Origin of the sequence: uncultured Mucilaginibacter sp. (assembly GCF_903913935.1) — a bacterium.
Taxonomy (GTDB): domain Bacteria; phylum Bacteroidota; class Bacteroidia; order Sphingobacteriales; family Sphingobacteriaceae; genus Mucilaginibacter.
Map to the genome: position 1 here is coordinate 1 of NZ_CAIWNH010000599.1, position 19,125 is coordinate 19,125.

Annotated in this window: 17 protein-coding genes; 4 read left to right on the forward strand and 13 right to left on the reverse strand. The window is 42.2% G+C overall.

Annotation, left to right across the window (positions count from 1 at the left end; genetic code table 11):
• The 10 genes from QZY09_RS24455 to QZY09_RS24500 form a co-directional block, all read right to left on the reverse strand.
• A partial coding sequence (locus tag QZY09_RS24455) for a Gfo/Idh/MocA family oxidoreductase (RefSeq protein WP_295677292.1) occupies positions 1 to 547 on the reverse strand: 547 nt, incomplete at its 3' end.
• Between the two features lies 1 nt (position 548).
• Entirely contained in the window at positions 549 to 2,828 is a 2,280-nt protein-coding gene (locus QZY09_RS24460; protein ID WP_295677296.1) for a GH92 family glycosyl hydrolase, read from the reverse strand.
• 56 nt (positions 2,829 to 2,884) lie between these two features.
• Positions 2,885 to 3,907 (reverse strand): Holliday junction branch migration DNA helicase RuvB, encoded by a 1,023-nt coding sequence (gene ruvB, locus QZY09_RS24465; protein ID WP_295677298.1) that lies wholly within the window; start codon positions 3,905 to 3,907, stop codon positions 2,885 to 2,887.
• Positions 3,908 to 4,037: 130 nt separating this feature from the next.
• A complete protein-coding gene (locus QZY09_RS24470) occupies positions 4,038 to 4,769 on the reverse strand; it encodes a polyprenol monophosphomannose synthase (protein WP_295677300.1) in 732 nt (243 codons plus the stop codon).
• A 116-nt stretch (positions 4,770 to 4,885) separates the two neighbouring features.
• The gene (locus tag QZY09_RS24475; RefSeq protein ID WP_295677302.1) at positions 4,886 to 6,379 is read right to left on the reverse strand and encodes an MFS transporter; all 1,494 of its coding nucleotides are present in this window, start codon (positions 6,377 to 6,379) and stop codon (positions 4,886 to 4,888) included.
• Between the two features lie 189 nt (positions 6,380 to 6,568).
• Positions 6,569 to 7,483, reverse strand: coding sequence for a hypothetical protein (locus QZY09_RS24480; protein WP_295677306.1), 915 nt, complete (start codon positions 7,481 to 7,483; stop codon positions 6,569 to 6,571).
• A gap of 8 nt (positions 7,484 to 7,491) precedes the next feature.
• Positions 7,492 to 8,670 (reverse strand): acetyl-CoA C-acyltransferase, encoded by a 1,179-nt coding sequence (locus QZY09_RS24485; protein ID WP_295677308.1) that lies wholly within the window; start codon positions 8,668 to 8,670, stop codon positions 7,492 to 7,494.
• Positions 8,671 to 8,792: 122 nt separating this feature from the next.
• A complete protein-coding gene (locus QZY09_RS24490) occupies positions 8,793 to 8,960 on the reverse strand; it encodes an Arc family DNA binding domain-containing protein (RefSeq protein WP_295677312.1) in 168 nt (55 codons plus the stop codon).
• A gap of 2 nt (positions 8,961 to 8,962) precedes the next feature.
• Complete coding sequence (locus tag QZY09_RS24495; protein ID WP_295677315.1) at positions 8,963 to 9,472, reverse strand: hypothetical protein; 510 nt, start codon at positions 9,470 to 9,472, stop codon at positions 8,963 to 8,965.
• 3 nt (positions 9,473 to 9,475) lie between these two features.
• On the reverse strand, positions 9,476 to 10,333 hold the full coding sequence (locus QZY09_RS24500) for an SPFH domain-containing protein (protein WP_295677318.1): 858 nt from the start codon (positions 10,331 to 10,333) through the stop codon (positions 9,476 to 9,478).
• 110 nt (positions 10,334 to 10,443) lie between these two features.
• On the opposite strand from QZY09_RS24500, the gene QZY09_RS24505 reads away from it, so the two are divergent.
• Positions 10,444 to 12,510, forward strand: a complete 2,067-nt coding sequence (locus tag QZY09_RS24505) for an HDIG domain-containing metalloprotein (RefSeq protein ID WP_295677321.1) — start codon at positions 10,444 to 10,446, stop codon at positions 12,508 to 12,510.
• A gap of 21 nt (positions 12,511 to 12,531) precedes the next feature.
• Here QZY09_RS24505 and QZY09_RS24510 read toward each other — a convergent pair whose 3' ends face one another.
• The gene (locus QZY09_RS24510; RefSeq protein ID WP_295677324.1) at positions 12,532 to 13,542 is read right to left on the reverse strand and encodes a metal-dependent hydrolase; all 1,011 of its coding nucleotides are present in this window, start codon (positions 13,540 to 13,542) and stop codon (positions 12,532 to 12,534) included.
• 294 nt (positions 13,543 to 13,836) lie between these two features.
• Here QZY09_RS24510 and QZY09_RS24515 point away from each other — a divergent pair, with 294 nt between their 5' ends.
• Together QZY09_RS24515 and QZY09_RS24520 are read left to right on the forward strand one after the other, a co-directional pair.
• Positions 13,837 to 14,661 carry a phosphatidate cytidylyltransferase gene (locus tag QZY09_RS24515; protein ID WP_295677326.1) on the forward strand — a complete coding sequence of 275 codons (825 nt, stop codon included), beginning with the start codon at positions 13,837 to 13,839 and terminating at the stop codon, positions 14,659 to 14,661.
• A complete protein-coding gene (locus tag QZY09_RS24520) occupies positions 14,654 to 15,229 on the forward strand; it encodes a CDP-alcohol phosphatidyltransferase family protein (RefSeq protein WP_295677329.1) in 576 nt (191 codons plus the stop codon). Before QZY09_RS24515 ends, QZY09_RS24520 begins: the two co-directional genes overlap by 8 nt.
• Positions 15,230 to 15,310: 81 nt before the next feature.
• Here QZY09_RS24520 and glgP read toward each other — a convergent pair whose 3' ends face one another.
• Positions 15,311 to 16,993 (reverse strand): alpha-glucan family phosphorylase, encoded by a 1,683-nt coding sequence (gene glgP, locus QZY09_RS24525; RefSeq protein WP_295677332.1) that lies wholly within the window; start codon positions 16,991 to 16,993, stop codon positions 15,311 to 15,313.
• A gap of 73 nt (positions 16,994 to 17,066) precedes the next feature.
• Positions 17,067 to 18,125: a cytochrome-c peroxidase gene (locus tag QZY09_RS24530; protein ID WP_295677334.1), complete on the reverse strand. Its 1,059-nt coding sequence runs from the start codon at positions 18,123 to 18,125 to the stop codon at positions 17,067 to 17,069.
• Between the two features lie 235 nt (positions 18,126 to 18,360).
• On the opposite strand from QZY09_RS24530, the gene QZY09_RS24535 reads away from it, so the two are divergent.
• Positions 18,361 to 18,843, forward strand: a complete 483-nt coding sequence (locus QZY09_RS24535) for a hypothetical protein (RefSeq protein WP_295677337.1) — start codon at positions 18,361 to 18,363, stop codon at positions 18,841 to 18,843.
• Positions 18,844 to 19,125 lie beyond the last annotated feature (282 nt).

Consider the following 19,125-nt stretch of genomic DNA (forward strand, 5'->3'; position numbering starts at 1 on the left):
CAATTTCTATTGGCCCCTGGTGCCCGTCGTGTACCACCATTTTCCTGATCTTGCCTATGCTGTCTGCCGCAATCGTATTGTAGTTAGCCAGGTTTGAAGCGTACCAGGTAGTCTCGTAATTAACAAGTACCCTTATTTTATATTGATTTGCCAGCGCTTCTATCCGTTTTGCCTGCGCTAATGTAGCCGCCAGAGGTTTTTCAACCATCACCGGGATGTGCAGTGGGGCGCATATTTCAACCACATCAACGTGATTGCCTACTGCATTATATCCCAAAACGGCATCCGGCTTTTTAAGCAGCAACATTTGTTTAAGGTCTGTGAAAAACAGTGAATCCGGTAGGTGATAGCGTTTGCCATATTTTACCCATAACTCTTTATTGGGTTCGGCAATGCCTACAATATCAACCGTGCCGTCTTTATACCGGCTCAAAATGCCATGCGCGTGGTCATGGTTTAAACCGGCTACACATACCCGGATGGGCCCCTGCGCTGAAGCCGTAAAGCCCGCTAAAACCAGTAATAAAACTGAAAGAAATGTTTTCATTCTATTTTTCGTTTGATAATGAATATGGTGAATCAGCATCTTTGCTCCCGCGTAATTTGTTTGGATTTGATGACATATCAAAGATGATATTGGCGCCATTCAGCAGCATTTTATGGCTCAACCAGTTTAAATCATACGGTTTGCCATTTACGCTCATGCTTTTTATATAGAAATTACTGTCGCTGTTATTAGGGGCGTTTATGATCACTTTTTTGCCGTTCTCAAGGTTCACTGTAATTTTTTTAAACAAAGGGGCACCTAATGCATACTGGTCACTTGCAGGGCATACGGAATAGAATCCCAATGCCGAAAAAACATACCATGCAGAAGTTTGACCGTTATCTTCGTCGCCGCAATAGCCATCAGGGGTAGCAAAATATAGTTTGTTCATTACGTCACGAACATGGTATTGCGTTTTCCACGGTTGTCCGGCGTAATCGTACAAATAAAGCATGTGTTGTATAGGTTGGTTGCCATGTGCATACTGCCCCATATTTACAATTTGCATTTCGCGGATCTCATGAATTACTTCGCCATAATAGCTGTCATCAAATATTGGCGGAAGGGTAAAAACAGAATCCAGCTTCGCCACAAATTGTTTTTTACCGCCCATCAAATTGACTAAACCTTGCATATCATGAAAAACTCCCCAGGTATAATGCCAGCTATTACCCTCTGTAAAAGCATCGCCCCATTTAAAAGGGCTAAATGGTGTTTCAAAGCTGCCATCCTGGTTTTTACCTCGCATTAAACCTGTTGTTGGGTCAAACAGGTTGCGGTAATTCATGCTCCGTTTTTTATAGATACCGATTTCTGATTCGGGTTTATGCAACGCTTTCCCCAGCTGGTAAATGGCGAAATCATCGTAAGCATATTCCAAGGTGCGGGCAGCATTTTCGTTGATCTTTACATCATAGGGCACATACCCCAGCTTATTGTAATACTCAACGCCTTTACGGCCGGTGCCGCGTGGGCCCTCATTATTTGCGCCATGGATCAAAGCCTGGTAAAGCGTTTCAATATCATAACCACGTCCGCCTTTCAGGTAAGCTTCTGCCACAATTGATGCGGAGTTATTGCCGATCATCACATCCGAGTATCCGGGGCTCGACCATTCAGGCAACCAGCCGCCTTCCTTGTAGTCGTTTACGAGGCCTTCCTGCATCTCCTTAACAATACCCGGGTAAACCAGGTTTAAGAATGGATAGAGACCCCGGAAAGTGTCCCAGAAACCTGTACCACCAAACATATAGCCCGGCATTGTAGTGCCGGTATACGGGCTGTAATGCACCATATTGTTATTTGCGTCAAATTCATATAATTTATTGGGAAAAAACACCATGCGATACAGGCATGAATAAAATGTACGCTGCTGGTCAACCGTCCCGCCTTCAATTGCCACATGGTTTAATGTTTTACTCCATACGTCTTTAGCTTTTTGCTCGGTAATACTGAAGCTATCGTTGCCTTGTTCTCTTTTTAAATTAAGCTCCGCCTGCTCAATACTGATAAACGAAGATGCCACTCTTAAATGTACCTGTTCGCCCTTTACAGTTTTAAAACCAATTACCGCCAGGGCATGTTTCGCATGCAGCGATAATGAATCGGTTAAAGCACTATCACTGTACGTTTGGGCGATGGTAATGGGCTTATCCGCATAAATAACAAAGTAGTCCTTAAAGTTTTTTAACGGGCCACTGGCAAATTTGGTGGAGTAACCAATGATCTTGTTTTCACCCGGGATTATCTTCACAAAAGAGCCACGGTCAAAGGCGTCAACAATTATGTACGAACTATCACTCTTAGGGAAAGTAAACCTGAATTGCGCGGTACGATCAGTTGGGGTGATTTCAGTTGTAATATCATGGTCGGCAAGGTAAACGCTGTAATAATAGGGTTTAACCGTTTCTGCTTTATGCGAGAACCAGCTTGTGCGACCATTTTGCGTAACTTTTAAATGCCCGGTCACCGGCATAATGGCAAACTGTCCGTAATCATTCATCCACGGTGATGGCTGGTGGGTTTGTTTAAAGCCGTTTATTTTGTTAGCTCCGTAGGTATATTGCCAGCCATCACCCATTTTGCCGGTTTGCGCAGTCCAGGTGTTCATACCCCAGGGTAATGCAATGGCAGGGTAGGTGTTGCCATTTGAAAGGTCGTATTTGGAGTCGCTGCCCATTAATGGGTTTACCATGTCGACAGGATCAGGCGTATGTTTTGTTTGTTGTGAAAATGCTTTGATTGAAATGAATAAAACAGCGAACATTAGTAAATTTTTCATTGAATAATAAAATATAGATATTGAATTTATGCCATTCCGTGATGGCTGTCACACAGTTAAAATAACGAGGGATTGCCGCCCAGCTTAATTTTTCCTAAATGTTTGTAGGCTAATTCAGTCACTTCACGACCACGGGCTGTGCGCATCAAAAAGCCTTCCTGTATTAAAAATGGCTCGTAAACCTCCTCGATAGTCCCTTCGTCTTCGCCAACAGCAGTGGCAATTGTTTTCAGGCCTACCGGACCGCCCTTAAATTTATCAATTATAGTGCTTAGGATTTTATTATCCATTTCGTCCAGTCCATGCTCATCAACATTCAAAGCATTCAGGGCGTATTTGGCAATGGCCGTATCGATATTGCCATCGCCTTTTATCTGGGCGAAATCGCGGGTACGGCGCAATAGGGCGTTGGCAATACGCGGGGTACCACGGCTACGGCGGGCTATTTCGTAAGCGCCTTCATCCGTTATGGGAGTTTTTAAAATAGATGAGGAGCGAAGTACTATGGTTGTTAACAATTTGGCATCATAGTATTCCAGTCGTGAATTGATACCGAATCTGGCGCGCAATGGTGCCGTCAATAAGCCCGATCGTGTTGTAGCACCAACCAAAGTAAACGGGTTAAGCGAAATTTGTACCGATCGGGCATTTGGGCCGCTCTCCAGCATAATATCTATCTTGAAATCCTCCATTGCGGAGTACAGGTATTCTTCGACCAGGGGGCTTAAGCGGTGGATCTCGTCAATAAATAATATGTCCCCCGTCTCCAGGTTAGTTAATAAACCGGCAAGGTCACCGGGTTTATCCAGCACCGGGCCCGAAGTGATTTTAATACCCACACCCATTTCGTTTGCGATGATATAGGACAAGGTTGTTTTACCTAACCCGGGAGGGCCGTGAAGCAGCACATGGTCGAGCGCTTCGCCACGCTGGCGGGCCGCCTGTACAAATATTTTTAAGTTGGCTAATATTTTATGCTGACCGGTAAAATCCTCAAAAGCCTGCGGACGCAAAACTTTTTCAATATCACGTTCAGCAGGAGAGAGGCGTTCACGGTCGGGATCAAGGTGCTCATTCATTGCCAACGAAATTAATTTTTTTATTTCGGAATTCGGAACGCCGAATGCGGAATAATCTATTTAGAAAGGATAGTGTTATGACAAGTCGGATTTTATTCCGCAATTGAACTTCCGCAATCCGCATTAATCACTATCCTTCGGGATATTTCCTGAAAATCGCATTTATCCTCATCTGGATCACCCCAAAAAAAGCTTCCCTGAAAATACTTGTCGACATTTTTGAGGTACCTAGAGTGCGGTCGGTAAATATGATGGGCACTTCAACCAGCTTAAAGCCATGTTTAATGGTCGTATATTTCATTTCGATCTGGAAGGCATAGCCTACAAATTTGACCTTGTCAAGATCGATAGTTTCCAAAACCCTGCGTTTGTAGCACATAAAACCGGCAGTAGCGTCTTGTATATCAATTCCTGTTATAAAACGGACATATACTGACGCAAAATAGCTCATTAAAACGCGGCTCATGGGCCAGTTAACTACATTAACACCATTGATATAGCGTGAGCCTATTGCAGCATCAGCGCCTTCAATACAGGCTTCATACAATTTTAAAAGATCATCAGGATTGTGTGAAAAATCGGCATCCATCTCAAAAATATAATCGTACTGCCTGGCAATTGCCCATTTAAACCCATGAATATATGCAGTTCCCAAACCCTGTTTACCCGCCCGTTCTTCTATAAAGAGACGCCCGGTATATTCAATCTGTAATTGTTTAACAATGTTCTGGGTGCCATCAGGCGATCCGTCGTCGATGACAAGTACATGAAAATCATGAGGAAGCGAAAATACTTTACGGATCATCCGTTCTATATTTTCTTTCTCGTTGTAGGTGGGTATAATTACGATGCTATCCGGCACTTATATTAAATTGGAGTAAACAGGCGGCAAAAATAATTTATTTTCACCTGCATTTAAAATAAAAAAGCAGTAAAGTAATTGTTACTAAACTGCTTTTTTGTTAACGATAGAATTAGTTATAAATTGTTGGTGTCTGCAATTACCTGGTTTTCAACATATGGGTCGGTAATGTAGTTGCGCTCCTTCAGCCGTGGCGAAATAATCAAAAAAGCCACTACAAACACCATGATAAATATCACGAAGAACCACTCATAGTTTGCGCCTTTAAGGTTATGCGCCCACCAACCGCCATCTTCTATCAACCCGTTAACACTAGCGGTAATCAAGTTGCCAAACGATACTACCAGGAACCAGATCCCGGTCATGGTGCTTTTCATTGATTTCGGTGAGTGTGTGTAAGCATATTCCAGGCCGGTAATTGATACCAAAACCTCCGCCGCCGAAAGAATCATAAAAGCCAATATCTGCCACCAAATTGACGGTACGCCGCCATGCTCGATACTATTGTGTGTAAAGGCGATCACTACGAACGATAGAGCAGTTAAAATCAAACCGGCGCCAAGTCTGCGAAGCGGCGTGGTTTTCAACCCTATTTTATCAAAAAACGGATATACTCCATAATTAAAAAAGACTATAAATATCATCAGGAAAATAGTATTAACTGTTGATACTTGACCAGGATCAATTGCGAATGAAGTAAAGCCAAGGTTAATATTAAGGTCCGACTTGGCGGCATAAAGTGTCCATTCTGAGAGACATTGGTCCCAAACAGCCCAGAACGCCAGGGCGAAAAAGAAAACTGCCATGACGCGGTAAACCGCTTTCATGCCTTCTACTTTTTCAGGATCGAACGGGCCCTTAGCAACATCAAGTAGGGATTCTCCCGGTTTGCGCTGGCCCATGTGGGTTAATGCATAAAATGTGATAAATACCAGGTTATTACGGTTAACGCCTTGTGGTGGAACTTTTACATATCGCTTGCGGCCCATAAAAAATATCAGGGTAGCAAGCGCCATTAATATGCCCGGAACACCAAAAGCCCATTTTGGCCCAAAGTGGTCATATGTCCAGGGGATAGCAACAGTTGAAAGCATAGAGCCCGCGTTGATGCTAAAATAGAACCAGCCGTAAATTTTCGAAAGCAGATCCTGGTTGCTGGCATCAAACTGGTCGCCCACATTGGCTGAAACGCAGGATTTTATACCACCGGCGCCAATAGCAACTACCAGCATACCGATTTCAAAACCACCGAGGCTGGCATCGAACATTGATAATAAAAGATGCCCCAGGCAATATACCATCGAGATATATAATATGAGCTTGTATTTGCCGGTAAACCAATCGGCGACCATGCCGCCTACAAACGGCAGTGCATAAGCCACCATTACAAAAAGGTGATTTAGCTTATTCGCGTGTGCATCGGCCTGCTGGGATAAAGCTGCAGCACCCGTAGGGTTAAAAAACTGTTTTACCAAAAAAAGCGTGAGTATAGAGCGCATCCCGTAAAAGCTGAAACGCTCAGCAGCTTCGTTACCAATAATAAAGGGGACAGCTTTGGGAAACCTGGATTTTTTTGGGACAGCGTCAGCTGCCAAAGTTGTTTCAGACATAAATTGGGGTCAGTTAAATAATTTGACTAAAATACTACAATTCCTGTAAATCAAAATTAAATTCCGATATGCTTTTGTAATAGTCGCAAATATTTGGCATTTATTACCATAGCCAGTGTGTAATTGGGATGCTAAATTGTTGGAAGTTAAAACATTGAAATGGCCAGATTCGTAGCGTTTAATTTTGCCTTAATCCTTCTTTTGTGGTGTCGCTTTATCTATTTCAGCTTGTTTTTTTGGATCGTTATATTCAGCGTCATGCGCGCTGGGCACATTTCTCATATCAAGGTTATCAACATAAACCCAACGGCCATTCTTTTCCTTATAGCCGTCGTATGTCATATCGGGGCCATAGCTGTCGTGCTGGTCTTTCATTTTAGGGTCCGGGGGAGCAAGGTGGTCGAAAACAATGAGGTTTTGTTCAGGCACATATCGCAACAACAATGATGCCTGCCGGGTGTATTCAAAAACTATTCTTTTGCGGGTTTTTCCATTCCCCTCAAAAACGGCCATACCCAAAACAGGCTTCTGATCGTTAAACGATAAAACCTCGATCACCCGTTTTGTTGATTTTACATTATTTCCTTTCCAACCAAGCAAAACATAATAGAGTTTTGGTGTATAAACAGGGATGATCCGGTAATACTCCGCCCCGAACCATCTGCGGTTATCAGTGACAGAATCCTCAGGGTTTTTAAGGTCAGGGGTGGCGTCATTTAAAGGATACATCAATAATTTACCGCCCGTATTTACCTGGATCGTTCCATAAAAGCGGTAACTGCCATCGGCAGCTTCTACCGGCCAGCTGATGATGCGGAACCGATTATCGGGTGAGTTGATAATGCTGACCGTTTTTACAGAATCAAAAGGATAAAGAAAGGAATTGGGAACCTTTAGCGCGTTAACCATCGTTTTGATGAAAGTATAGTTGGCATTTCGGCGGTCCATTTCCTCTGTGTCGTTTACGAAATGCTTGCCCAGGGTGATCAACGTGTCTTCATATGCCCTTAAATGTTTTAAATTAATGGTCTCGTCAGAATGCTGTGCAAAAATCAAAGAGGGTATTGCCGCTAATAATAAAAGGGGGATAAATATTTTTTTCATTGCTCTAATTAACGCAAATTTTCAATAACCATTGCACTGGCGCCGCCGCCGCCGTTACAAATTCCTGCCGCGCCGAATTTTCCGTTATTTTGTAGCAACACATGTATTAAAGTTACGATGATCCTGGCTCCGGATGCGCCCAGCGGATGACCCAGCGCAACCGCGCCGCCGTTCACATTTACCCTTGCCGGATCAAGTTCAAGCAGCCTGTTATTAGCGATGGAAACTACCGAAAATGCTTCATTGATCTCGAAATAGTCGATTTGGCCTGATGATAAACCCGCACGTTGCAGCGCTAATGGAATCGATCTTGAAGGAGCGGTGGTAAACCATTCAGGCGCCTGCTGGGCATCGGCATACGAAACAATTTTTGCCATTGGTTTTATACCCAACTCTGCTGCTTTTTCGGCACTCATTAATACCAGCGCCACGGCACCGTCATTGAGGGTCGAGGCATTCGCAGCAGTCACCGTACCATCCTTTTTAAAAACGGGTTTTAATAAGGGGATCTTTTCAAACTTAACGGCTGCGGGCTCTTCATCATCGGCAAATAAAGTTACCCCGCCTTTTTTATCTTTTAGTTCGACAGGAGTGATCTCCTCCTTAAACTTGCCCTCTTTTTGTGAAGCCTGTGCTCTTTTGTACGATTCAATGGCAAAGGCGTCCTGGTCTTCGCGGCTAACATTACAGTCCGCAGCGCAAAGTTCCGCCGCCGAACCCATGTGGTAATCATTATAAACATCCCAAAGGCCGTCTTTTATCAGCCCATCGGTAAGCTGGCCGTTACCCAGACGATATCCGTTGCGGGCTTTATCCAGATAGTAGGGCACATTGCTCATGCTTTCCATCCCGCCAGCAATTACAATATCATTTTGTCCAAGCGAAATACTTTGCGCACCCAGCATTATAGCTTTCATGCCGGAAGCACACACTTTATTGATAGTTGTTGCAGGTAAATAAGGAAGTCCGGCAAATACAGCTGCCTGTGTTGCTGGCGCCTGGCCAATATTGGCAGACAATACATTGCCCATGTAAACCTCTTGTATTTGTTCGGGTTTTAAGCCGGCTTTTTCTACTGCCGATTTTATAACAATAGCGCCTAATTGTGGCGCAGACAAACCGGCCAAACTGCCGCCAAAACTACCGATAGGGGTACGGGTGGCAGCAACGATAACTACGTCTCTCATATATGATGTTAAATTGGAAAGGCAAAGTTAGTTTTTTTATGCAATGGATACACGTAGAGACGCAATACTTTGCGTCTATGTTTTTGCTGAATTTGCCAAATGAGACGCAAAGTATTGCGTCTCTACGAATCTTTTTTCTTGCTTTTGCTTTTCTTCCGGGCAATCAAAGCTTGTTGCAGCAGGTATTCTATCTGGCCATTGGTGCTCCTGAATTCATCTCCTGCCCAGGTTTCGATCTCCTTTAAAACGTCCGGATTGATGCGTAATATAAATGCTTTTTTTTCGGCCATATTTAATGTCGCGACTTTCTTCGCCTTCTCAAAATAATTAAATGCTTACCTAAAAATATCAATAAAGGGATCAGGTTGGCAGACGTTGTGCCCGGAGTGATCAGGACGTCGTTCCTCGTACTGAAAAGGGAACTTGTTATCTGAATTATTTTGCCGTTAGTTGACGATTCCCAAATATTTTCGCGCGAAAAAATAGAGTGAGTATAAAAATCAGCCTGGAAACCTGTATCAAGGCTTAGGGTTGATTTACGACTAAACCAGCCCCGCGTTACATAGCCAATAGTGCGGCCCTCTATATCCGTGATCACAATTGTGCGGACAAAGATCTTTTCCCGTTGGAAAATCCACGTGCCTCTGCCCGATTCAACCACCGTTCCGAGTTGCGAAAACCAGTGATAGCTCATTTTTCCGTAAATATTAACACCATCGGTTAATTCATACTCGGGATTGAACAAGCCGTGCCTTATCAGGGAAAACTCATTTACAGCTTTTGTATCAAGCACACTGTACATAAATTAATGATATAAGGTGCCGGTATTAACAACTGGGTTTACACTTCTGTCGCCGCATAAAACAACCAGCAGGTTGCTAACCATAGCTGCTTTGCGCTCCTCGTCCAAATTAACAATATTTTTTTCAGACAGGCGGGCCAAAGCCATTTCAACCATGCCAACTGCTCCTTCAACGATCAACCTCCGGGCAGAAATAATGGCTGAAGCCTGCTGCCTTTGCAGCATGGTGTGCGCAATCTCAGGCGCATAGGCCAGGTGTGAGATCCGGGCCTCCAAAACTTCTATCCCGGCACGGTCAAGGCGTTCATTGAGTTCTTTTTCCAGTAAAACACTCACCTGTTCAGCTCCGCCACGCAGGGTAATCGTAGCATTTTCGTCTTCGATGTTATCATAAGGGAACGAATTGGCCAGGTGCCTTACAGCCGCTTCGCTCTGGATGTTTACGTATTGTAAATAATTCTCAACCGCGAAAACCGCGTTGGCAGTGTCTTTTATCTGCCATACAATAACGGCCGCAATTTCAATCGGGTTACCAACTTTATCATTTACCTTAAGTTGCTGGCCGTTTAAGTTAAACGCACGCAATGATATTTTCTTTTTTACAGTAAAAGGGTTCACCCAAAAAAAGCCGTCCTGCTTAACTGTACCAACATATTTACCAAAAAGCGTTAATACTTTTGATTCATTTGGGTTTACGATAACCAAGCCGGGCAGTACGAGCACAAAATCAATAGTGCCGCAAATAACGCCAACAGCAATTTGTTCAAAAGCAAGTGCAGCTATAGTGACTGCCAGTAATATCAGGAATAATGCAAACGCGGCATAGCCGGAAGGTGGGTGGATTGTTTTTTCAGCGTCCATGATAATTGATTTTAAAATGATATCATAAAGATATCTTAATTTTATTTACAAAAGCAATAAAAAAATACTTTAGCTAAAAATATCTTATTTTTGACGGGTTAAATACATCGATGGCAAAACTATCTTCATCACGCCAAAAGGCAGTCCTTCGCAAATACTCCCGTAATGTTAAGTTTTTAATGATGCTGGTTAGTATTGGCGTAATTGTTATTACGCTTCCCAAGCAGGCGAAATTTAGTTATGATATTGAAAAAGGAAGGATCTGGAACCAAAAGGAACTTATCTCGCCTTATAATTTTGCCATATTAAAAACGCCCCAGGAGATTCAGAGTGACGAAAAATCAGCACTTTCCAGTGTTACCCCCGTTTATCAGCTGGATGATGAAATGGGCGACCGCGAACTGGAAGGGTTCAACGCCGACCTATCTGTTAAATGGCATACCTCAGGTTTGAAAGCAAGGCAAAAAGATGAATATCAGTCAGCCGGAGATGAATTATTGAAGTTGATTTATGATAAAGGCATCTATAGTCCGGACCCAAAGTACCAACAGAATTCGGAAAATTACCCGGTAACAATTCTTGATAAAAATATTGCTGGTGACAAAAACACGGCCGATCTGTTCACCAAAGAATCCGCATTGGCCTATTGTGATAAAATCCTTGGTCAGAAAAAATACCTGGATAAAGCTTTTTTGATCGATCTTTTAAGTAACAGGATACAGCCGAATTTAACTTTTGATAATAAATTGACCTCCCGGCTGGAGAAAGAAGCTGTTAACGGCCTTTCAACCACCCGTGGTATGGTTCAGAAAGGGGATGTGATTATTGCGAAAGGTTCTGTGGTAAATGATGAGGCCTATCAGAAATTACAGTCATACAAAAAAGCATTCGAGGACAATGCCAGGATAGACGGCGACCCGCGGCTGGTATTACTTGGACAGGTGTTGCTGGTCGCCATTGCCATTACCTTGTTAATGGTGTTTTTATACCTTTTCCGAAAAGATATTTATGAGGATAACCGCCTGGTAAGTTTAATATTACTGGTGGTTACCGCTATGCTGGTGACCTTATCTGCAGCTATAAAATTTGAATTGCCCAATTTGTACTATATCCCGTATTGTATCGTGCCAATTATTATCCGCATTCTGTTTGATACGCGCCTGGCTTTAAACATTCATTTGCTGGTAGTACTGATAGCCGGCTTTTTTGTGCCTAACAGCTTTGAATTTGCCTATTTTGAGTTGACCGCCGGCATGGTTTCCATCTACAGCATCAAAAACCTTATCCGGCGCGAACAATTCCTTATTTCGGCACTGATCATCACTTTTACTTACTTTTTGGCTTTTATCGGGATCTCGCTTATCCGCGAAGGTAATTTAAGAAGCATCGACTGGATGAATTTCCTGCCGTTTGTGGTTAGCGTACTGCTTACCCTGCTGGCTTATCCGCTTATTTATATTTTCGAAAAAGTATTTGCGATCACTTCGGATATCACCCTGATCGAACTAACCAATACCAACGCACCATTATTGCGAGAGATGGCTTTTTCGGCACCGGGTACCTTTCAGCATTCGTTACAGGTAGCCAACCTTGCCGAAAATGCTATTTATACCATAGGCGGTAATGCCTTGCTTGTTAGGGCGGGGGCTTTGTATCATGATATAGGGAAAATGGAGAACCCGCTTTATTTTATTGAGAACCAAAGCTCGGGTTTTAACCCCCACGATAAACTGCAATACCAGGAAAGTGCGCAGATCATCATAGGCCATGTGCGTAAAGGCATCGAGATGGCCCGCAGGGCCAACCTCCCTGAAATTGTTATAGATTTTATCCGTACCCATCACGGCGATACCCGGGTGGATTATTTTTACCAGTCGTTCTTAAAGAATTTTCCTGAAAAGTTCATTGACGAAAATACTTTCAGGTATCCCGGGCCTATCCCTTTTTCGAAAGAGGGCGGCGTTTTAATGCTCGCCGACTCGGTTGAAGCGGCCTCCCGCTCATTAAAAGAGCCTGATGAAAAATCCATCAGCGACCTGGTCGACCGTATTGTAAAATACAAACTCGATCAAAACCAGTTGAAAGATAGTAATATCACCCTAAAAGATATTGAAACCATCAAAACCATATTCAAGCGAATGCTGATGAGCATTTACCATGTCCGGATAGATTATTAAGGCTTTATTTAGTCGCCAATTTTAATTTCCTTTGATCCTTTTCCAAAAAGATTGGACGCTTCGCAAGTTCCATCCTTCTAACCTGCCCCGCTGAACAACCATTTTATTAGATTCAGGGTATTGTAGAAAATAATGAAATACGAATTTGCCTTTTGGGTTTTCCCACCCCATTACCTGGCCGAACCGCAGGTCGTTGAATACCAAACTATCGCGCCATTTTTCTATTGTATAAAACTGGTTAGAGAATCGGATCAGTTGCTGAACATCCCGGTGGTCACGTACTGGATTTAGCAAGGAGTCGTTGCGCGGGAAGTATTGAAAATCTATTGTTTTTCTACTGTCCAACAATGAGTGAAAGCCAACATAATACCCGTTGTTATCGCCGGCCACAACAAACCAAAGCAAATTTTGCACCGGTGCGGGTGTCGTAAAATACCTGGTATAACTGATATGTTGTTTTTGCAGTATATTTTTCACTTCTGTATTAACCTGGTTCTTATTAACCAAGCAATATGCCAGGTATAATCCACTCAGTCCGAGCCCAATTTGCCACCATTTTTTCCGATGCTGTGTACTAACCCTTAAAAATATCAGCGCAATACAGGCAATACCCGGCCATATTGAGAACAATGGATCGGCCACATAGATAGCGTTGAATGTGATCCGGCTGTGGCTGAATGGCTCAAACCAACCCACGCCATAATTATTAAAAGCATCAATAAATACATGCAAAAAAATCACCATTGTGAAACCCAGGGTCCATTTCCAAAACGTGATATTATTTTGCTTGTGCCACATCCCTGCGAGCAATGCAAATAATGCTCCTGCAATTACGCAAAACACAAATGAATGGGTAAAGCCCCTGTGTGCAAGCAACGCAGAAGGGGTAGTCATCCAAAATGACGACATAAAATCAATGTCAGGGATGCTATGCGCTATTGCTCCCCAAAGCATTGCCTTTTTACCCAGCCTCCTTCCGGCAAATGCTTCGCCCATGCAGGCTCCGATGGCAAGGTGAGTAATGGAATCCATATTTATTCAGATATGAGGTGCAGGGATTTGTGTTTACTGAAATTCATTACCGTATTTTTCAGATCGCAATATTTGAAACCAACATTAAACAATTTTAAAAATGTCTCAAATCTCGCCAATTGTCAGGAATCAAAATATAAGTAAGGTCACAAATAGAATTGTTCGTCATCATATATAAACTAAAAAAATATAGACATTTTGCAATAATTCAACCAAATGATTATTCATTTTAATTAAGAATGATTTTACAGAATTAATTAAATTAAGGGTTGTTTTTTGAATTAGTTAATTACCATGAACAATTTGACTAAGCGGGCATTAACAGGTATTATATTGGTATTAGTAATTGCCGGGGCAATTATTGGAGGCCGCTATTGTTTTATTTTACTGATTTTAACAATTAATCTGCTCACCTTGTATGAGTTTTACAATTTGTTTGACAATCAGGATATATCGCCGGTTAAACTGGCGGGCGCGGTTTTGTCTACAGTTGTGTTGAGTACTGTTGCCCTGGTAATAAACGGCAACAACGACTGGGAGATCCTGTTAATTAATATTCCACTGATATTTGGAATTTTTTTTATAAAATTATTTATGCTGTCGGGCCATCCTTTTCACGACATAGGCTTTACCCTTTTGGGGATAATTTATATAACCGTTCCGATGTGCTTTTTTATAGGCATTGCGTTTTTACCACTTTTACGTCATACCTATAGCTACCAAATTCCCTTGGGATATTTTTTCGTATTGTGGGCAAATGATACCGGTGCTTACCTTATCGGAAAAACAATTGGCAGGCACAAGCTGTTTTACCGGATATCGCCTAACAAGACCTGGGAGGGGAGTATAGGCGGGGCGATTTTTGCATTCATTACAGTGTTCCTGGGTTCATTATTTTTAACATCACTTAATACAGGTGAATGGATTCTATTAGCAACGATTGTTATTGTAACAGGAACATTTGGCGACCTTGTGAAATCAATGATGAAAAGAAGCCTTAACCTGAAAGACTCAGGATCTATTTTGCCCGGGCACGGAGGGATGCTGGATCGTTTTGATTCGCTATTAGGCTCGGCCCCGTTTGCTTTTTGCTATTTAATTTTGTTAGGTTATGCATAAGCCAGGTTATTATATCGTAAATGCAATAACGTTTTATCGGTTGATAGCGGCGTTTGTAATGATTTTATTGGTTATCAATCATGATTTCGGACTGTTTAAATGGATGCTTGTTATCAGTTTTTTTACGGACGCAATTGACGGTTACCTGGCCCGGGCTTATAAGGTGATCAGTAAATTCGGGGCTTCACTTGATTCGATAGCAGACGACCTGACCGTAGGCGTGGCCATTATTGGGATTTTTGTATTCAACAAGGGCTTTCTGATCCATGAAATTATTCTAGTTGTGATATTAATCTTGCTTTATATTTTTCAGGTCATATTTGCATTGGCCCGGTACGGAAAAATAACAGGGTTTCACACCTGGCTTGCAAAAATTGCTGCTGTCTTTCAGGGCCTTTTCTTTATTTCCTTTTTCTTTCTGCCTGCACCATTATATTTGCTGTTTTATTTGACTGCCATCGCCACGATATTAGATCTTGTAGAGGAGATTATCCTGGTATGGATATTACCCCTTTGGACGACCGACGTTAAAGGGTTATATTGGGTGCTAAAATCAAAATGTAGTTAATGAAAGCAGCAGTGTTATCAGCATTTTGATGTATCTCGAAAAGCTGATAGCTTTATAAGTCCAACCGGGATAGGCTAATACTTAATTGCCAGGGTTTGGCGTACTATCGCTTTCTGAAATGTTATACAAATGGTCGTAATATTCTTTAGCCATCCTGTTGCTGTCGAAATTTGGTAAAATATCGTGCATGCTATTTTTGATGACCGATAACCAGGCTTCGGGGTGCAAATAATATAATGGTATTACGGTATCCTCCAACAAATTGTACAGGTTGTGGGCATCTGTTTCATCCTGTTGGAATTTATGCTCCGTAACTTCAGTATTAGGAATAATAAAACTGTTGATGCCATCCCTGGCAAATTCAGGAACCCATCCATCCGGGATAGATACATTGACACAGCCATTCATGGCAGCCGACATCCCGCTTGTTCCTGAAGCCTCGCGGGTAAGGCGCGGAGTATTCAACCATACATCGGCCCCCTGCTTAAGCAGTCTTGATAGTCTTAACTCATATCCAACCAGGATCGCACAATTGGGATAAGATTTACACAAGTTCACGATTTTGTCGAAACTGGAGATGGCCTCATAATCCAATGGATAAGGCTTGCCGGCCCAAATCACCTGGATCGGCGTTTCCTTACTGCTCAGCAGCCTGTGCAAACGATCCATATCATGTAACAACAGTTCCGCTCTTTTATACCCCGCAAATCGCTTTGCAAAAACAATCGTGAGAACATCAGGATCTAAAATTACGCCGCATTGGTCCGCCACTTCTTCAAAAAGCGTCGCCTTACATTCTTTTTTTCTTGCGATAAGTGCTTTATCGGCATTACTTGTTAGGGCAACATACATTTCCTTGTCGGCCCAGTAGGCATAATTTTGTGCATTGGTAACAGAAATGAGCGGGCAGATCCCGGTATAACCCTTCCACATATCTTCGAGTGTGCTTAAGTGAATTTTAGAAACAGCATTCGCTTTTCCTGCAAACCGCAGCGCCGTTAATGTTTGGTCTAAATTATCATCGTAGCATTGTGTAATTTTTCTAAACTCCTCTATCGGCATATCACCCCAAAAACCCATCCTTTGGAGAAGATAAATATCTGATTTTTGATTTCCGCCAGCTTCCGGCGTGTGGTTAGTGAAAACAAACCTTTTTTTGACTTCCCTTACTGACCGGTATTTTCTGTACAGATAAAAAGCCAGTGGTAACGCATGCGATTCATTTAAATGATAAACGTCGGGCTGATAGCTGATCTGCTCCAATAACCGTGCCCCGCCTTCTCCCAGTAAAATAGCTGCGGCGGCCCTGGTTTCAGGGTTACTGTCATATAGTTTATGAGAGATGGTTTTGGACAGATAATCATTTTCAGGAAGATCTGTTGTCAGAAAAAATAAAGGGGCAGTTTTAAAAAGATCGGGCTGCAAATAAAAAGCGGTTACCCAAACATCATGCCCTGATATTTTTATGGTAAACTTAATTCCGGTTTCTTCCAGGAAATGGTATACTTTTTCCTGGAACAGCACTTCCATCGTGTCATCGCCTTTACGGCCCTGATTATAATAGCCATATTTCCATAAAATGCCGATACCCACAATATTCTGCCCAAGTTCGTATGCACTTCGCATAAAAGAGCCCGCCAGGTAACCAAGGCCGCCCGAATAGGTTTTAAGTGGTTGATGAATAGCAAACTCCAAACAAAAGTAAGCCGCAGGCTTTTTAAACTCCTTATTAATAGGGTAAGGGTGTTGAAAGGGATAGTTCATATAGTTAAATTAAAAAAAGGGCTATCAACTTTTTTAATATGCTGAAGACTCTTTTTTGAATTAAAAGCATTTTTTAATTCCTGTTTTTCACAAGTTCCAAGGGCACTATCTTATCATCCGGATTAATATTTCCCGATAATGAATTTAAAAAAGCAACAATCATTTTTACCTCTGCAACAGTTAAGTTTTTATTTAGTTGCGCCTTACCCATTATTTTTACTGCCGTATCCAAATTAGCTATACTGCCATCGTGAAAATAGGGATAAGTGCCTGCAACGTTACGTAGCCCGGGTACTTTAAACACATCTTTGTCTGACGGGTTTTTAGTTACCTTTTTTCGCCCTTCATCATCCATTTTACTCCTGGTAAGGGTGCGGTAATTGGTTACCAATCCAAACTTTTGCAATGTTCCTCCGCCAATACCAACCCCAAAATGACAATTATTACAACCGGAGTCAAAAAAGACTTTAAGGCCCGACTTCTCATCAGAAGTAATCGCGGTTTTGTCTCCAGCCATGTATTTGTCAAATCTTGACGGTGTAAGCAGCGTACGTTCAAATGCGCCTATTGCCTTTTGCAGGTTTGCATAGCTGACTGGTTTTTTTTCGCCTGGGAAAGCCTTTTTAAACATATCCTGGTATAACTTAACAGTACTTAACCTGTTAATTAAAAAGCCTTTGTGCGGAATCGCCATTTCAACCGGATTTAGGATCGGCATACCGGCTTGTTCTTCAACATCTTTTGCCCGCCCGTCCCAAAATTGCATATTGTGCAATGCTGCATTGAATACAGTAGGCGAATTGCGGTTGCCCTGTTGACCGGCATCTCCCGTTGACGTTGCTTTATTATCAACGCCATAAGTTGCGAGGTTATGGCATGAATTACAACTGTTCTTTCCGGTCATTGAAAGGCGGGTATCGAAATATAATAACTTACCCAGTTTTACTTTTGACGGAGTTAAGGGATTATCCTTACTTTCCGCTACAGATGGCAAAATTTTAAAGGTTTTTCGGGCAATTTGAATGATCGAGTCGTCGGTTTTACCTGTTAACTCGGCACCCTGGTTTTTAACGGATGGCTTACATGAAAACATCACTGTTAACAAAAAAGCCCATAGTATTAGCGTTTTCATAATTCTTTGGATTTTATAGATAGATTCTTCAAATCTTGGTGTTTATCTTTAAAAATCCGATGATGAGAATCATATAATAGCGTGACATAACTCACAACATTTGTATCTTCAAATGATTCGACCTGGGAACAAATTGATACCGGATTTGACATACATTAGTGACGTCAATCAGACTGTCATTTGATGCGGGTCATTTAATTTGTTAGGAATTTGAGCAACCTTTGAAAAAAAAGTCATGAGCGAGACACACATACACCTTTTGATAACCCATTTGCCGATTTTCGGATCTATATTGGGTGCCTTTGTTTTAATCCACGGGATTTGGAACAAAAGCAATGCAACTTTAGTTGCTGCATACAATGTTTTGATAATTTCGGCTATTGGCGCAGGAATAGCCTATGCAACTGGCGAAGGCGCAGAGGAAGCGGTTGAGCATATCCAGGGCGTATCTAAAAATGTCGTCGAAGAGCATGCAGAGTCCGCTTTAATTTCATTAATAGCCTTGATAGTTATAGGCTGCATTTCGTTAATAGGTTTATTTGTTACGGTTAAACAGTCATCATTGATCAGACCTTTTTCGATGGTCATCTTATTTGCCTCTTTGATAGGGTTCGGGCTGGCTGCCCGTACAGGCTATTTAGGCGGCCAGATAAGGCATACCGAAATCAGCACAAATGCCGCTGCACCAAATGAGAAGGGTGGAGGGGATGGTGATTGATTAGTTAATAAAGCATGGGCATTACATTCAGCAAATGGTTGTTAATTATTATTACGATATAAAAGCTATACATGTCTGTTTATAAAAAATGTGTTTCGTATCTCAACCCGGAACATACCTGCAACAAATCGCTATAAAACTGAATATCGAATTTTTAGATACTGACAGGATCTTCGGCCACTCGGATCGGTGAGGTGTTCCACTTTTGCACACGGTGTGTCGTACTGATTAGGGTTGTCACAAGGAGATCCGGATCATGAATATAGAAAGAATAAAACAGCA

Excerpts from the sequence above, each read along its gene's own strand:
- QZY09_RS24460 (WP_295677296.1), bottom strand. The coding sequence starts at position 2,828 with ATGAAAAATTTACTAATGTTCGCTGTTTTATTCATTTCAATCAAAGCA.
- ruvB (WP_295677298.1), bottom strand. The coding sequence starts at position 3,907 with ATGAATGAGCACCTTGATCCCGACCGTGAACGCCTCTCTCCTGCTGAA.
- QZY09_RS24475 (WP_295677302.1), bottom strand. The coding sequence starts at position 6,379 with ATGTCTGAAACAACTTTGGCAGCTGACGCTGTCCCAAAAAAATCCAGG.
- QZY09_RS24480 (WP_295677306.1), bottom strand. The coding sequence starts at position 7,483 with ATGAAAAAAATATTTATCCCCCTTTTATTATTAGCGGCAATACCCTCT.
- QZY09_RS24485 (WP_295677308.1), bottom strand. The coding sequence starts at position 8,670 with ATGAGAGACGTAGTTATCGTTGCTGCCACCCGTACCCCTATCGGTAGT.
- QZY09_RS24490 (WP_295677312.1), bottom strand. The coding sequence starts at position 8,960 with ATGGCCGAAAAAAAAGCATTTATATTACGCATCAATCCGGACGTTTTA.
- QZY09_RS24495 (WP_295677315.1), bottom strand. The coding sequence starts at position 9,472 with ATGTACAGTGTGCTTGATACAAAAGCTGTAAATGAGTTTTCCCTGATA.
- QZY09_RS24500 (WP_295677318.1), bottom strand. The coding sequence starts at position 10,333 with ATGGACGCTGAAAAAACAATCCACCCACCTTCCGGCTATGCCGCGTTT.
- QZY09_RS24505 (WP_295677321.1), top strand. The coding sequence starts at position 10,444 with ATGGCAAAACTATCTTCATCACGCCAAAAGGCAGTCCTTCGCAAATAC.
- QZY09_RS24510 (WP_295677324.1), bottom strand. The coding sequence starts at position 13,542 with ATGGATTCCATTACTCACCTTGCCATCGGAGCCTGCATGGGCGAAGCA.
- QZY09_RS24515 (WP_295677326.1), top strand. The coding sequence starts at position 13,837 with ATGAACAATTTGACTAAGCGGGCATTAACAGGTATTATATTGGTATTA.
- QZY09_RS24520 (WP_295677329.1), top strand. The coding sequence starts at position 14,654 with ATGCATAAGCCAGGTTATTATATCGTAAATGCAATAACGTTTTATCGG.
- glgP (WP_295677332.1), bottom strand. The coding sequence starts at position 16,993 with ATGAACTATCCCTTTCAACACCCTTACCCTATTAATAAGGAGTTTAAA.
- QZY09_RS24530 (WP_295677334.1), bottom strand. The coding sequence starts at position 18,125 with ATGAAAACGCTAATACTATGGGCTTTTTTGTTAACAGTGATGTTTTCA.
- QZY09_RS24535 (WP_295677337.1), top strand. The coding sequence starts at position 18,361 with ATGAGCGAGACACACATACACCTTTTGATAACCCATTTGCCGATTTTC.